Below are 15,464 nucleotides of genomic sequence, written 5' to 3'. Positions count from 1 at the left end.
AGGAGGAATAGGTTATGGCTAAGGCAAAGTTCGAGAGGGTAAAGCCTCATGCAAATGTAGGCACGATAGGGCATGTAGACCATGGGAAAACCACCCTTACTGCGGCTATGACGAAGGTTATGGGCTTTAAGGGACTTGCCAAGTTCAGGCCATTTGACTCCATAGACAATGCGCCTGAGGAAAAGGCAAGGGGAATAACAATCGCCACTGCTCATGTCGAATACGAGACAGACAAGAGGCATTATGCACATGTTGACTGTCCTGGGCATGCAGACTATGTAAAGAACATGATAACAGGTGCGGCACAGATGGATGGAGCAGTGCTGGTTGTCTCAGCGGCAGATGGTCCTATGCCACAGACGAGGGAGCACATACTACTTGCAAGGCAGGTAGGTGTGCCATACATAGTGGTTTTCATGAACAAAACCGACATGGTAGATGACCCTGAGCTATTAGACCTCGTTGAGCTTGAGGTAAGGGAGCTGTTGAGCAAGTATCAATTTCCCGGAGACAAGATACCTATTATAAGGGGAAGTGCTCTTAAGGCACTGGAGTCAGGGAGTTCAGACCCAAAGGCAGTTGAATACAACTGTATAATGGAGCTGATGGATGCCATAGACAGCTATATACCAACTCCTGAAAGGCCGATAGATAAGCCTTTTCTGATGCCAATAGAGGATGTATTCAGCATATCAGGGAGGGGGACAGTTGTAACAGGAAGGGTTGAGAGGGGTTTGGTAAAGGTAGGTGAAGAGGTTGAGATAGTAGGCTTAGGGGAGACGAAAAGGACAGTTGCTACAGGTGTTGAGATGTTCAGAAAGCTTCTCGATGAGGGAAGGGCAGGAGACAACATAGGGGTGCTTCTAAGGGGCATAGGGAAGGAAGAGGTAGAAAGGGGACAGGTTCTTGCAAAGCCAGGCAGTATAACCCCGCATACTAAGTTCAAGGCAGAGGTCTATGTTCTTACAAAGGAGGAAGGCGGAAGACATACTCCATTTTTCAATGGCTATAGGCCTCAGTTTTATTTTAGGACAACGGATGTCACAGGGATAGTAAAGCTTCCGGGATGTCACAGGGATAGTAAAGCTTCCGGATGGGGTAGAGATGGTTATGCCTGGGGATAACATAAATGTTGTGATAGAGCTTATCTCTGTCATAGCAATGGAGAAAGAGCTCAGGTTTGCAATAAGGGAAGGCGGAAGAACTGTTGGCGCAGGAGTCGTTACAGAGGTTATAGAATGAGGAGTATTATACTTTTTCAATGCACAGAGTGTAAAAACAAAAACTACTCTACGATGAAAAACAAAAAGAACACTACCGATAAGCTTGAGTTGAGCAAATATTGCAGGCACTGTAGAAAGCATACCCGGCATAAGGAGACAAAGGCATAAGACTATGATTAAAGGAAAAAGGCCAGTAGCTCTAACGGCAGAGCACCGGACTCCAAATCCGAGGGTTGGGGGTTCAAATCCCTCCTGGCCTGTTAAAGAGGGAGCATGTTTAAGAGGATAAAGGAATTTTTTAAGGAAGTAAAAATAGAGGTCAAAAAGGTCGTCTATCCATCCAAAGACGAGCTTATTGGCTCTACATGGGTAGTGATCGTAACGGTGTTGATAATGGCTGTATTTCTCGGGCTCGTTGACATAGGGCTTTCAAAACTTGTGAGGATGGTCTTGAGGTAGAAATGGCAAAAAACTGGTATGTGGTTCATACTTACTCGGGCTTTGAAGAGAAGGTTAGAGAATCTATAGAGAGTAAGGTTGAAAAGCAAGGGATGAAGGAAAGGGTTGCGAGGGTTCTTGTGCCTACTGAAAAGGTAATAGACATGAAGAAGGGCAAGAAGAGGGAGCTTGAAAAGAAGTTTTATCCTGGCTACATACTGGTTGAGATGGAGCTTGACGACGAGACTTGGCATCTTATCAGGAGTATTCCAAAGGTGTCGGGTTTTGTTGGCGGCACAAAACCAGTGCCTATTTCAGAGGAGGAAGTCAGTCTAATCCTACAGCAGATCGAAAGAGGTCCTGCGCTACAGGTAAAGACTCGATTCATGAGCGGAGATGAGGTAAGGATAACAGATGGACCATTCACCAATTTCGCAGGATATGTGGAAGAGGTCGATGCAGACCACGGAAGGCTAAAGGTCATGGTCAGCATATTTGGCAGGCCAACGCCTGTTGAACTTAGTTTTTTTCAGGTTGAAAAGGCATAGGAGGCTTAGAGATGGCAAAGAAAGAGATGATTGCACAAGTAAAGCTTCAGATACCATCGGGAAAGGCAAACCCAGCACCACCTGTTGGCCCTGCACTTGGGCCTCATGGCGTAAATATCATGGAGTTCTGTAAGGCATTTAACAGCCAGACACAGTCTATGGGAGACACCATAGTGCCTGTTGTTCTGACTGTCTACTCTGACAGGTCATTCACATTTATAACAAAGACCCCGCCTGCATCGGAGCTGATTAAAAAGGCAGTTGGCATAGTCAAGGGCTCAGGCATCCCAAATAAAGAAAAAGTAGGCAAGCTGACTGCCGAGCAGGTAAGGGTAATTGCGCAGACTAAATTGCCTGACCTCAATACAGACAGCATTGAATCGGCAATGGAGATAGTCAAAGGCACAGCAAGAAGCATGGGTGTAGATATCGTAGATTGACAACGGAGGTAAGGATGGGGAAAAAACTCATAATCGCTAAAGAAAAGGTTGACAAGACAAAGGGATACACAATCGAAGAGGCAGTGAGCCTTGTTAAGGAGACTGCTTATACAAAATTTGACGAGACAGTCGATATGGCAGTAAACCTTGGGGTTGACCCAAAAAAGTCAGAGCAGATGGTTAGAGGCACTGTTCAGTTGCCACACGGAACAGGAAAAAAAATCAAGGTGCTCGTCTTTGCAAAGGGTCAGAAGGAGAAAGAGGCACAAGAGGCAGGTGCTGATTATACAGGTGGAGACGACCTTATAGAGAAGATAAAACAGGGATGGCTTGACTTTGATATGACGGTGGCTACCCCTGACATGATGGGTGCGGTTGGAAAGATTGGAAAGCTCCTTGGTCCAAGAGGTCTTATGCCTAACCCAAAGTTAGGAACCGTAACCTTTGACATAGCAAAAACCGTAAAAGACCTCAAGACAGGAAAGGTCCAGTATAAGGTCGAAAAAGCAGGCATCGTTCATGTGCCTGTTGGAAAGGTTTCATTTGGAAAAGATGCGCTCATGGAGAATATAAAGGCAGTTTTGGATTCGATACTAAAGGCAAAGCCGACGACGAGTAAGGGAACCTATCTTAAAAAGGTCTCCCTTTCATCTACGATGGGAGCCGGCATTCTGGTTGACACAGGAAAACTCTTAGGTAAATGAACGGGCATTGTCCGTTATTATCATAGTCAGAGACAGCAGGCGTCCCGCAAGGAGCGGGACTTAATCTTCCCAGTGCATTGGGAATGCCTGCCGAGACAGATGTATGGGTTTGTCGTCGGAAAGGAGAAATAGCTGAACAGACAGGACAAAATAGAGCTTGCCTCTCAATTAAAGGAGAAGTTTCTGAAGGCAAAGGCAGTTGTATTCACAGACTACACAGGCATTACGGTGGCTGAGATGGCTCAACTGAGAAAACATCTGGGGAGTAACCTTCTGTATAAGGTAATAAAAAACACCATTGCACTAAAGGCATCCGTGGATACACCTGTTTCTGTTGCCCAAAAGCACCTCAAGGGTCAGGTTGGCATTGCAGTAGGATATGACGACCCTGTGGAGCTTGTTAAAAAGGTCATCTCGTTTTCAAAAAAGAACGAAAAACTCAGACTATCGGCAGGTGTTATAGAAGGCAGACTCTACACAGACATTGACCTTAAGGAGATAGCAGAACTGCCTTCAAAACAGGTTTTACTGAGCATGCTTGCAGGCGTTATGCAGGCACCTCTCGGAAAATTGGCAGGAGGGCTTTCAGCCACTCTAAGTTCGTTTGCTCATGCAATGAATGCATTGGCTACACAAAAGACAACATAAAGAATTTAAGGAGGATATAAAAAATGGCAATTACAAAGGAACAGGTTTTTGAGTTTATCGACAATATGACTGTGCTTGAGATGTCAAAGTTCATAAAGGAGTTTGAGGACAGATACGGCGTTACTGCCGCGGCTCCTATTTCGATGGCAGGGATGCCTCAGTCTGCACAGGCCGCCGCACCGGTGGTGGAAGAAAAGACAAGCTTCGATGTCATATTATCTTCAGCTGGAGATAAAAAGATTCAGGTTATAAAGGTCGTCAGAGAGCTAACCTCTCTGGGACTTAAAGAGGCTAAAGAGCTCGTTGACAGCTCACCAAAGCCTGTAAAGGCAGGTGTCTCAAAAGAAGAGGCAGAAGCAATAAAGGCAAAGCTTGAGGCACAGGGAGCTGTCGTAGAAATAAAATAAAGAAGGAGATATATGGCAAGGAATTTAAGGGAAAGATTGAATTTCGGAAAGATTCCGCCAACCCTTGAGGTTTCAAACCTTATAGAGATACAGACAAGGTCATTTGAAAAATTCCTTCAAAAAGATGTTCTGCCTCAAAAAAAGCAGGACATCGGGCTTCAGTCTGCGCTGAAAAGCGTATTCCCTATAAGCGACTATAACGAGACTGCCTCTATAGAGTTCATAGAGTACAGTGTCGGAGAGCCAAAGTTCAGCGAAAGGGAATCCCTCATGAAGGGCGTAACCTATGCGGCACCTCTTAAGATAAAGGTTAAGCTCAACCTCTGGGAAACCACTGGAGATAAAAAGAGGCTTAAGGAGTCAAAGGAGCAGGATGTCTATATAGGAGAGATGCCCCTGATGACAGAGACAGGCTCATTCATAATAAATGGAACCGAAAGGGTTGTCGTTAGCCAGCTTCACAGGTCCTCTGGGGTGTTCTTTGGACACAGCAAAGGAAAAACCCATACAAGTGGAAGACTCCTTTACTCTGCGAGGGTGATACCAGCAAGAGGCTCATGGCTGGATTTCGAGTTCGATACAAAAGACATTCTCTATGTAAGAATCGATAGAAAAAAGAAATTGCCTGTCACGATAGTGCTGAAGGCATTAGGCTATAGCAATGTGGATATCCTTCAGCTCTTTTACCCGATTGAAAAGATAAGGTTTGACGGCAAACTCTGGAGAAGACCAGTAGGAGATGTCCTTGCAGGCATAAGGGCTGGAGAAAATATAGTAGAGCCTCGTACAAAAGAGCTTATCTCAAAAGAAGGCAGTAAGATTACAAGGGCCTCTATTAAGAGGATGGAGACTGCTGGCATCACGAGCATCCCGATAACCGAAAAGGAGATAATCGGCAGGATTACCCTTAAAGACATAATAGACCCTGTGACCGGAGAGATAATAGTTGGCAGTAACGAGGCAATAACAGAGCAGGCATTTCAGCAAATAAAAACCATAAAGGCAGATAAATTAGAGCTGATTTTCATAGATGAGGTAAGTTACCTGCCTGCACTCAGGGATACCCTTCTTACGGATAAGGTAACTGCTCAGAATGATGCCCTTATGGAGATTTATAAGAAACTAAGGCCAGGAGAGCCACCAAATATAAAAGCCGCAAAGGAACTCTTTAACGGGCTGTTTTTTGACCCTAAAAGATACGACCTTTCTCCTGTAGGAAGGCTAAAGATCAACAAGAGGCTTGGCATTGACACACCACTTGATGTAAAAGTCCTCACTGACAAAGACATCATCGAGATAGTCAGGTATCTGCTTTCCCTGAGAATAGGCAAAGGAGAGGTGGACGATATAGACCATCTTGGAAACAGGCGTGTAAGGGCAGTAGGGGAGATCCTCGAGAACCAGTTCAGAATCGGGCTTGTAAGGATGGAGCGGGCTGTAAGAGAAAAGATGACCCTTACCGAGCTTGAAGAGGCAATGCCACATGACCTGATAAACACAAAGCCTGTAATGGCAGCAGTCAAGGAGTTCTTTGGCTCAAGCCAATTAAGCCAGTTCATGGACCAGACAAACCCGCTTTCCGAGATTACGCACAAAAGGCGGTTAAGCGCCCTTGGCCCTGGTGGCCTTACAAGGGAAAGGGCAGGCTTTGAAGTAAGAGATGTGCATCCGACCCACTACGGAAGAATCTGCCCTGTGGAGACACCCGAAGGTCCAAATATCGGACTCATTACATCTCTGGCTACATATGGAAAGGTCAACGAGTATGGGTTCATAGAGGTGCCATATAGAAAGGTCTCTGAAGGCAGGGTTACAGAGGAGGTGCATTACCTTTCTGCAATAGAGGGCGAAAAATTCATTATTGCAGAGGCGACCTCGCCTGTGGACAAAAAGGGGCATCTTGTGGGCGAGACGGTCTCTGCAAGAATAGGAGGGGATTTTAAGATAGTAACCCCAAAGGAAATTCAATATATGGATGTATCGCCAAAACAGATTGTCGGAGTTTCGGCCGCCCTCATACCATTCCTTGAAAACGATGATGCAAACAGAGCACTCATGGGCTCAAATATGCAGAGGCAGGCAGTGCCTTTGCTTACTGCCGAGGCGCCTTATGTTGGCACAGGTATGGAATATGTGGTTGCGAAAGATTCAGGGGCAACTATTTCTGCAAAGAGGCCAGGGGTTGTAGAGTCGGTAGATTCCACAAGGATAGTTGTCTCTGCAAAGGATGGAGGAGTCGATATATATAGCCTCATGAAATACCAGAGGTCTAATCAGGCTACAAATATAAATCAGAAGCCAATCGTCAATGTTGGAGATAAGGTCAAAAAAGGAGATACCCTCGCAGACGGCTCCTCAACGGACATGGGAGAGCTTGCCTTAGGAAAAAATGTCCTTGTGGCATTCATGCCATGGGGCGGATATAACTTCGAGGATGCAATCCTTATAAGCGAAAGACTCGTCAAGGAGGATGTATTCACCTCTGTTCATATCGAGGAGTTCGATATCGAGGCAAGGGAGACAAAACTTGGTCCTGAGGAGATAACCAGAGATGTCCCCAATGTTGGAGAAGAGGCACTTATGAACCTCGATGAAAGCGGTATCATAAGGATTGGCACAGAGGTCAAGCCGGGAGATATTCTGGTTGGCAAGGTCACGCCAAAAGGAGAGACCCAGCTTACTCCAGAGGAGAAACTCCTGAGAGCGATATTCGGCGAGAAGGCCGAAGAGGCAAAGGAAAGCTGTCTATATGTTCCGCCTGGAATAGAAGGGATTATTATCGATACCCGTGTGTTTTCCAGAAAAGGCATCCAGAAAGACGAAAGGGCTAAGAGTATAGAGGGTGAAGACATACTCAGGCTTCAGCGCGACCTCGAAGAAGAGGTTAGGATTATAACAGAGGATAAATTCAAAAAACTAAGGGATGCCCTCCTCGGAGCAAAGGTCTCGGAGGAGATAAGGGAGTCTAAAACCAAAGAGCTTATATGCAAAAAAGGAGCTGTTCTCACGGAAAAGCACATAGAAAAGATTAAAGATGGAAACCTCCTCAAGATAAAGGTAGAGGATGAGGATTTAAGGGAAAAGCTCCTCTCGATAAACAGCGAGGCAAACCAGTATATACGATACCTCGAGAGAAGATATGACGATAAAATCAGCAACCTTAAAAGAGGAGACGAGCTTCCTCCTGGGGTCATCAAGATTGTAAAGGTCTATGTGGCAATGAAGAGGAAGCTTCAGGTAGGCGATAAAATGGCTGGAAGACATGGAAACAAGGGAGTCGTCTCGGTTGTCCTGCCAGAAGAAGACATGCCTTATCTGCCAGATGGAACTACGGTTGACATTGTGCTTAACCCCCTTGGAGTGCCATCGAGAATGAATGTTGGTCAAATACTCGAAGCACACTTAGGATGGGCCGCAAAGGCATTGGGCACTCACATTGCAACACCTGTGTTTGAAGGGGCAAAGGAATCCGAGATAAAGGATTACCTTAAGCGTGCAGGATTGCCTCAGACAGGACAGATTACCCTTTATGACGGAAAAACAGGACAATCCTTTCAGAAGCCTGTTACAGTGGGCTATATGTACATGATGAAGCTTCATCACCTCGTAGACGACAAGATTCATGCCCGAAGCATTGGACCTTACTCTCTGGTAACTCAACAGCCATTGGGAGGAAAGGCTCAGTTTGGAGGACAGAGGCTCGGAGAGATGGAGGTCTGGGCATTAGAGGCATATGGAGCCGCACACACACTTCAGGAGTTCCTCACCGTAAAAAGCGATGATGTCGCAGGAAGGGCACACATCTATGAGGCAATCGTAAAAGGAGAGCCAACAGTAGAGCCCGGAGTTCCAGAGTCCTTCCATGTCTTAATAAAAGAACTCCAGAGTCTTGCATTAGATGTCGAAATTTTGGAAAAAAAGCAAAAAGGGGGGCAGGTTTGAAAGAAGAATATACTGTTTTTCAGGGGACAAAGACCCCAACTGACTTTGATGCCATCAGGATAAAACTGGCATCTCCTGAAAAGATAAGGGAATGGTCATACGGAGAGATTAAAAAGCCCGAGACTATTAATTACAGGACATTCAAGCCAGAAAGGGATGGACTTTTCTGTGCAAAGATATTCGGTCCGGTAAAAGACTGGGAGTGCATATGCGGAAAATACAAACGCATGAAGCACAGAGGGGTTGTCTGCGATAAATGCGGGGTTGAGGTTATTCAGTCGAGGGTCAGAAGGGAAAGATTAGGACATATAGAGCTTGCAACCCCTGTGGCACATATCTGGTTTCTGAAGGGAGTTCCATCGAGAATAGGAACACTGCTCGATATGTCGATGAGGCACCTCGAAAGGGTCCTTTATTTCGAGGACTATGTGGTCATAGACGGAGGGGATACACCTATTAAGACAAAGGAGCTTCTGACAGAGGAGGAATTTAGAAAGGCTGTTTCAGAGTATGGCAGTAGGTTTAAGGCAGGAATGGGAGCTGAGGCAGTAAGGGAGCTTTTAAGATCAGTGAACCTCGATGTCCTGTCTAAACATCTAAAGGCTTCTATAAAAGAATCCCAGTCCATTGGAGTCAAAAAGAAGCTCACCAAAAGACTTAAGGTGGTTGAGGCATTCAGGAATTCTGGAAATAAGCCCGAATGGATGATTTTAGATGTCATACCTGTTTTGCCTCCTGACCTGAGACCGCTTTTACCTCTCGAAGGAGGAAGGTTTGCAACATCGGACCTCAATGACCTTTACAGAAGAGTCATTAACAGAAATAACAGGCTTAAGAGACTGATGGAGCTTAAGGCGCCATCTGTCATTATCAAGAACGAAAAGAGAATGCTTCAGGAATCGGTGGATGCCCTTTTTGACAATGGAAGAAGAAGTAAGGTTCTAAAGGCAACCACTAAAAGGCCTTTAAAGTCTCTCTCTGACATGATAAAGGGAAAGCAGGGTAGGTTCAGGCAGAACCTCCTCGGAAAAAGAGTGGATTACTCCGGCAGGACAGTTGTAGTCGTAGGACCTGAGCTAAAGCTCCATCAGTGCGGGCTTCCAAAGAGGATGGCATTGGAGCTGTTCAAGCCATTTATATTCAATAAGCTCGAAGAAAAGGGTCTTGCCACAACAATAAAGATGGCAAAGAAACTCGTTGAGAAGGAAATGCCCGAGGTATGGGATGCCCTCGATGAGGTTATAGCAGAGCATGCAGTGCTTCTTAACCGTGCACCAACCCTTCACAGGTTAGGTATTCAGGCATTTGACCCTGTGCTTGTGGAAGGCAAGGCAATAAAACTCCACCCTCTCGTGTGCACTGCATTCAATGCGGACTTTGACGGAGACCAGATGGCAGTTCATATTCCGCTTTCGGTAGAAGCACAGGTAGAGGCAAGGGTCCTTATGATGTCGGTTAATAACCTCCTTTCGCCTGCAAACGGAAGACCTATTGTAACGCCGACTCAGGACATGGTCTTAGGAATATATTATCTAACAAAGAAGAAAAACAATGCCAAAGGAGAAGGCAAGATATTTGCCAGTCCCTCTGATGTCAGAATTGCATACGATGCAGACGCCTTGAGCGAGCATGCAGGTATAAAGGTGAGGATGGACAGTGGAGATGGCGGCAAAAAGCTTGTAGATACAACCTGTGGAAGGGTTCTCTTCAGCGAAATCATTCCCACAGGTATCCCGTATTCGCTTATAAACAAAGACCTGAACAAGAAAGAGCTGGCAAAGGTAATAGATTACTCTTTTAAGTATGCCGGAAAAAGACAAACAGTCGTATTCTTAGACAGCCTCGAGAAATTAGGCTTTGAGTATGCAACGAAATCAGGACTATCCATATGCATGTCAGATATGCATATCCCTGCAAAAAAAGCCCAATTGATTCATGATGCAGAGCAGGAGGTCTTAGAGATACAGAAGCAGTATGCAGATGGCCTTATAACGCAGGGCGAAAGGTACAATAAGGTCATTGACATATGGGCAAATGTAACCGAAAAGGTAGCAGATGAGATGCTGAAAGAGCTTGGGGCTGAGGACGGAAAAAAGTTTACCGAGGAGGAATTGAAGGAAAAGCGCTCTTTCAATAGCATCTTCATGATGGCTGACTCAGGCGCAAGGGGCTCCACTGCCCAGATAAGACAGCTTGCAGGCATGAGGGGTCTGATGGCAAAGCCAACTGGCGAAATAATAGAGACACCAATCACTGCAAACTTCAGAGAGGGGCTTTCTCCACTTCAGTACTTTATCTCGACACACGGAGCAAGAAAAGGTCTTGCAGACACTGCCCTTAAGACTGCAAACTCAGGCTATCTTACAAGAAGGCTCGTGGATGTCTCTCAGGATGTCATTGTCACAGAGGATGACTGTAAGACAAATGCAGGCATAACAGTCACTTCCCTTGTGGAGGGCGGTGAGATAATACAGCCGCTTGAAGAAAGACTGTTGGGCAGGTTCTCGGTGGAAGACATAAAAGACCCCCTTACTAAGGAACTGATTGTAAAGAGAACCGATGAGATAGATGACGAGTTAACCCATAAGATAGTCGAGGCAGGAATCGACAGGGTCAAGATAAGATCTGTCCTCACATGCCAGTCAGAATACGGCATATGTGCAAAGTGCTATGGAAGGGACCTTGCGAGAGGAGAGCTTGTGGAGTTGGGCGAGGCAGTTGGGATAATAGCCGCACAGTCCATCGGAGAGCCCGGAACACAGCTTACAATGAGGACCTTCCATATTGGAGGTGCCGCATCGAAGGTTGTCGAGCAGACCGTGCTCGAGGCAAAAAACCCGGGCACCGTTAAGTTCCAAAACATAAACACCGTTAAAAACCGCGAGGGCGTTCATGTCGTAATGAACAGAAACGGAATGATTGCGGTTGTCGATTCAAAGGGAAGGGAAAAGGAGAAATACTCTGTTGTCTATGGAGCGAAGCTCAGGGTTGAAAATGGCAGTAAGGTGGTAGGAGGCCAGAAGCTTGTGGAATGGGATCCTTATTCCACTCCTATATTAACAGAGGTTGGCGGAAAGATTGCCCACGGAGACATAGTGTCCGGGGTAAGCATTAAAGAAGAGGTTGACGAAATCACTGGACTTTCCCACAGGGTGATTATAGATTATCCTGCCAATATGAGGCCGAGGGTCTCTATTAAGGACGAACATGGAAAGGCAACACTCAAGATACCGGGAACAGCCAATCTTGCAAGGTATCTTCTTCCTTCAGGGGCACATGTGCTAGTTGAAAAAGGCGACATCGTACATCCAGGAGATGCCATCGCAAAGATACCGCGTGAGACAACAAAGACAAAGGACATAACAGGAGGTCTTCCGAGAGTTGCCGAGCTCTTTGAGGCAAGAAGACCCAAGGAGCAGGCAATAGTTGCAGAAATAGATGGCATGGTGGAGTTCAAGGGTGCTCATAAGGGCATGAGGGTTGTAGTTGTCAAAGGAGGAACGGACCAGAAAGAGTATCTCATTCCAAAGGGCAAGCATGTCAGCGTTCATGAGGGAGACTGGGTAAAGGCAGGAGAGCCACTCATGGATGGCTCGGTCAACCCCCACAGCGTTCTGGACATCCTTGGACCAAAAGAGCTTCAGAGATACCTCGTGGATGAGGTTCAGAAGGTCTACAGACTTCAGGGTGTCTCCATAAACGACAAACACATAGAGATAATCGTTAGACAGATGATGAAACGGGTCAGAATCGAGGACTCCGGAGATACGGATTTCCTTATTGGAGAGCATGTGGACAGGGCAGTCTTTTACAAGCACAACGAAGAGGTGAAAAAGAAAGGCGGAAAACCTGCACATGGCAAGCCCCTGCTTCTGGGTATTACAAAGGCATCCCTTACAACAGAGTCCGTTATATCAGCCGCATCGTTTCAGGAGACAACGAGGGTCCTTACAGAGGCCGCAATAAGCGGTGCAGTCGATGAGCTCAAGGGCCTTAAGGAGAATGTGATAATGGGCAGGGTTGTCCCTGCTGGAACAGGGATGCAGAGATACAGAAACACATTCGTAAAAAGGGAACTGCCTGAGCTCTTTGCAGGCTTGTTCGAAAAGAAACAACCCTCTGAAGGGGAATCCATAGAGGAGTAAAAATAAAATCCGGCAGTCCGTGGAGCCTCACGCGGACTGCCATGTTTTTTTAATATGCAGAGATTCATTGCCGATTCGATGCTTGGCAGGCTCGCAAGATGGCTCAGGCTCATGGGCTTCGATACAATCTACCATCCCGATATTACAGACAGTGTGCTCCTTAAGATTGCAATGGAGGAGCAAAGAATCATACTCACGAGAGATACACATTTCCTGAATAGAAAGGTCGGAGATTGCTTTTTCGTAAGCTCAGACGATGTCTTTCATCAGCTTACTGAAGTGATAAAGGGACTAAGGCTAAAGATGCCTGATAAAAGACGATGTGCTAACTGTAACGGGACCCTTATGAGCGAAAAAAAAGAGGCTGTTTCGGACTCTGTTCCCGAATACATCTACAGAAACCATGACTCTTTTTTAAGATGCACCTCCTGCCAGAGGGTTTACTGGGAAGGCACGCATTACAGAAATTTTATGCAAAGGTTGAGGGAAGAGATTGCATTATGGCTTTGACAGTATTTTTAAATCAGAGGTATAATTTATAAATGAGGGTTAAGACAAGACTTAAGCTCATAGTTTTCTTTTTCATTATCCCACTATTGATAGGCACTGCCATTGGAGGCTACCTTGCACTCGCAAGGGGTGTGCCTTCCGTGGAGGAGCTAAAGCAGTATAAGGACATCCCAAGCACAAAGGTATATGCAGATGACGACACCCTTATCGGTGAGATAAAGCTCGAAAAGGGAATCTTTGTGCCGATTAAAAAGATGCCTGGGCATCTGATAAACGCAGTCGTGGCTGTCGAGGATGCGCATTTCTGGCAGCACAGTGGCATAGATTATCTTGCAATCCTGAGGGCTGCACTTAAAGACCTTCTTCACCGTCAGATTAAAGAAGGTGGCTCTACGATTACGCAACAGCTTGCAAAAATGACATTCCTGACACCAGAGAAGACCATTAGAAGAAAGTTGAGAGAGGTTGCCCTTGCCGTAAAAATAGAAAGCACCCTTTCAAAGGAGGAGATATTAGAGCTTTATCTGAATAGGGCATATTTTGGACACGGAGCCTATGGGGCAGAGATGGCATCGAGGGTGTATTTCGGAAAGTCGGTAAGGGATATAACCCTGCCTGAGGCCGCACTCATTGTCGGCATTCTGAAGGCACCATCGAATTATTCTCCATTTAACAACCGCACAAGGGCAAGAGAAAGACAGTTATATGTTATTTCGAGAATGGAAGAAGAGGGTTATATCACAAGAGGGGAGCGTGAGACCTCAGAGAAAATACCTGTCAGACTCAGCGAAAAAACTAACAGCGAGTCTGCTTATAATTATTTTGTGGACTACATAAAAAAACTCATCGAGGCTAAATACGATGCAAATGCAATCTATAAAAGCGGTATGCGGATTTACACGACACTTGACAGAAAAGCACAGATCGAGGCTCAGATAGCACTTGAGGAAGGCTTAAGGGACATTGACAAAAGAAGAGGCTGGCGCGGAGTCGTAGAGCATAGAGACATAGTCCCAAAAAATAACGAACCTCAAATAAAAAAGCAGGGTATTAATAAGCTTATGGTCAAGATATTTGGAGCCAACACGACATCTAAGGAAAACACCTCTTCTGGCTTTAAGACAGATGAGCCACAGGTGGGCTCCATCTTAGAAGGCATTGTAGTTAGCGTCAATAAAAACGAGGCAGTGGTTGATATGGCATTTTCCTCAGGAATGCTATCTCTGACAGATGCCCTATGGGCAAGCAACACCCTTATCGACGGCAAAAAAAAGACAATCCAAAACTTTGACCTGACAAAAATCCTCAAGCCCGGGGATGTTGTCATGGTAAAAGTTAAGTCGGCAAAAGCCAATATAGTGAAGCTCATGTTAGAGCAAGAGCCCGAGGTTCAGGGCGCAGTCGTTTCTATTGACCCGCATACAGGCTATATAAAGGCACTTGTAGGAGGCAGTTGCTACACAAAAGCCGAATTCAATAGGGCAGTGTATGGAAAGCGTCAGGTGGGCTCTGCATTTAAGCCCATCGTATATTCGGTTGCATTAGAGAACGGTTATACGCCTGCATCCTTTATCATGGATGAGGAGCTCACCTATAAAAGCGGTTCAAAGGAATGGAACCCAAAGAACTACGATGGAGAATTCTACGGCAGTATAACCCTGAGGGAGGCACTTGCCTATTCAAGAAATGTAGTAACCATCAAACTTGCAGAGGCGATAGGGCTGGGTAAGATATTGAATTTTTCAAGAGACCTCGGCATCAAAGACAGTGACCTGCCAAAGGACCTGACCCTTGCTCTCGGCTCTTTAAGCATATCACCGCTTGAGCTTACATCCGCATATAGCACATTTGCAAACTCAGGCATGAAAATGAACCCGATTGCCATAAAATATATTACAGACCTTCAGGGAAGAGTCATTGAAAGCACAGAGCCAAATGGCACCGAAGCACTGAGCCCTCAGACTGCGTTTCTTATAACATCTATGCTGAAAGATGTTGTAAACTATGGAACAGGCGTTGGTGCAAAGGCACTTGGAAGACCTGTTGCAGGAAAAACAGGCACAACGAACGACTTCAGAGATGCATGGTTTTTAGGCTATACGCCTGACATCCTTACTGGCGTGTGGATAGGCTTTGACGATATGAGGCCAATTGGAAACAAGGAAACAGGCGCAAGAGCCGCCCTGCCTGTGTGGTTGAGATTTATGCGCTCCGTAACAGGAGATTATGAGATAAGGGATTTCGAGATGCCCGATGGCATTGTAAGCCGTTTCGTAGACATAAATACGGGTCAGATAGTTAATGCCCCTGGCGAGGAAAGCCAAATAGAGTTCTTTAAGGATGACTCTGTTACAAATGTTCCTGAATCAGAAAACTCATCCTCGCTTGCAAATGTGCCTTCATCTCAAGCTAAGAGTCCCTGAGCATGAAAGGTCATGGTAAAATCGAAAGGAGGTGTT

The 15,464-nt window shown here is 45.8% G+C and carries 11 protein-coding genes, 1 tRNA gene and 1 pseudogene; all 13 read left to right on the top strand.

Going from position 1 to position 15,464, the window contains the following annotated elements; genetic code table 11:
- Window positions 1-14: 14 nt before the first annotated feature.
- Window positions 15-1,242, top strand: a pseudogene (gene tuf / locus HY805_07080) (elongation factor Tu).
- The gene (gene rpmG, locus HY805_07075) at window positions 1,239-1,391 is read left to right on the top strand and encodes a 50S ribosomal protein L33 (protein ID MBI4823972.1); all 153 of its coding nucleotides are present in this window, start codon (window positions 1,239-1,241) and stop codon (window positions 1,389-1,391) included. Before tuf ends, rpmG begins: the two are co-directional and overlap by 4 nt.
- A 19-nt stretch (window positions 1,392-1,410) precedes the next feature.
- Window positions 1,411-1,483: transfer RNA gene (locus HY805_07070), tRNA-Trp, on the top strand.
- Window positions 1,484-1,496: 13 nt separating this feature from the next.
- Window positions 1,497-1,682 (top strand): preprotein translocase subunit SecE, encoded by a 186-nt coding sequence (gene secE, locus HY805_07065; protein ID MBI4823971.1) that lies wholly within the window; start codon window positions 1,497-1,499, stop codon window positions 1,680-1,682.
- 2 nt (window positions 1,683-1,684) lie between these two features.
- A complete protein-coding gene (gene nusG / locus HY805_07060; protein ID MBI4823970.1) occupies window positions 1,685-2,209 on the top strand; it encodes a transcription termination/antitermination protein NusG in 525 nt (174 codons plus the stop codon).
- Between the two features lie 11 nt (window positions 2,210-2,220).
- Entirely contained in the window at window positions 2,221-2,649 is a 429-nt protein-coding gene (gene rplK, locus HY805_07055; GenBank protein ID MBI4823969.1) for a 50S ribosomal protein L11, read from the top strand.
- A 14-nt stretch (window positions 2,650-2,663) separates the two neighbouring features.
- Window positions 2,664-3,353 carry a 50S ribosomal protein L1 gene (locus tag HY805_07050; protein ID MBI4823968.1) on the top strand — a complete coding sequence of 230 codons (690 nt, stop codon included), beginning with the start codon at window positions 2,664-2,666 and terminating at the stop codon, window positions 3,351-3,353.
- Window positions 3,354-3,485: 132 nt separating this feature from the next.
- Window positions 3,486-4,001: a 50S ribosomal protein L10 gene (locus HY805_07045; protein ID MBI4823967.1), complete on the top strand. Its 516-nt coding sequence runs from the start codon at window positions 3,486-3,488 to the stop codon at window positions 3,999-4,001.
- A gap of 29 nt (window positions 4,002-4,030) precedes the next feature.
- Complete coding sequence (gene rplL, locus HY805_07040) at window positions 4,031-4,408, top strand: 50S ribosomal protein L7/L12 (protein MBI4823966.1); 378 nt, start codon at window positions 4,031-4,033, stop codon at window positions 4,406-4,408.
- Between the two features lie 12 nt (window positions 4,409-4,420).
- The gene (gene rpoB, locus HY805_07035) at window positions 4,421-8,350 is read left to right on the top strand and encodes a DNA-directed RNA polymerase subunit beta (GenBank protein MBI4823965.1); all 3,930 of its coding nucleotides are present in this window, start codon (window positions 4,421-4,423) and stop codon (window positions 8,348-8,350) included.
- Window positions 8,347-12,495 carry a DNA-directed RNA polymerase subunit beta' gene (gene rpoC, locus HY805_07030; GenBank protein MBI4823964.1) on the top strand — a complete coding sequence of 1,383 codons (4,149 nt, stop codon included), beginning with the start codon at window positions 8,347-8,349 and terminating at the stop codon, window positions 12,493-12,495. Before rpoB ends, rpoC begins: the two co-directional genes overlap by 4 nt.
- A 54-nt stretch (window positions 12,496-12,549) precedes the next feature.
- On the top strand, window positions 12,550-13,005 hold the full coding sequence (locus tag HY805_07025) for a Mut7-C RNAse domain-containing protein (protein MBI4823963.1): 456 nt from the start codon (window positions 12,550-12,552) through the stop codon (window positions 13,003-13,005).
- A gap of 32 nt (window positions 13,006-13,037) precedes the next feature.
- Window positions 13,038-15,428 carry a PBP1A family penicillin-binding protein gene (locus HY805_07020; protein ID MBI4823962.1) on the top strand — a complete coding sequence of 797 codons (2,391 nt, stop codon included), beginning with the start codon at window positions 13,038-13,040 and terminating at the stop codon, window positions 15,426-15,428.
- Window positions 15,429-15,464: the final 36 nt, after the last annotated feature.

This window comes from Nitrospirota bacterium (genome assembly GCA_016207905.1).
Lineage (GTDB): Bacteria > Nitrospirota > Thermodesulfovibrionia > Thermodesulfovibrionales > JdFR-86 > JACQZC01.
Note: the sequence above shows the minus strand (reverse complement) of the source record. Positions and strands in the feature narration are given on the sequence as shown.

Coding starts and splice junctions, on each gene's coding strand:
- rpmG (MBI4823972.1), top strand. CDS start 1,239: ATGAGGAGTATTATACTTTTTCAATGCACAGAGTGTAAAAACAAAAAC.
- secE (MBI4823971.1), top strand. CDS start 1,497: ATGTTTAAGAGGATAAAGGAATTTTTTAAGGAAGTAAAAATAGAGGTC.
- nusG (MBI4823970.1), top strand. CDS start 1,685: ATGGCAAAAAACTGGTATGTGGTTCATACTTACTCGGGCTTTGAAGAG.
- rplK (MBI4823969.1), top strand. CDS start 2,221: ATGGCAAAGAAAGAGATGATTGCACAAGTAAAGCTTCAGATACCATCG.
- HY805_07050 (MBI4823968.1), top strand. CDS start 2,664: ATGGGGAAAAAACTCATAATCGCTAAAGAAAAGGTTGACAAGACAAAG.
- rpoB (MBI4823965.1), top strand. CDS start 4,421: ATGGCAAGGAATTTAAGGGAAAGATTGAATTTCGGAAAGATTCCGCCA.
- HY805_07025 (MBI4823963.1), top strand. CDS start 12,550: ATGCAGAGATTCATTGCCGATTCGATGCTTGGCAGGCTCGCAAGATGG.
- HY805_07020 (MBI4823962.1), top strand. CDS start 13,038: ATGAGGGTTAAGACAAGACTTAAGCTCATAGTTTTCTTTTTCATTATC.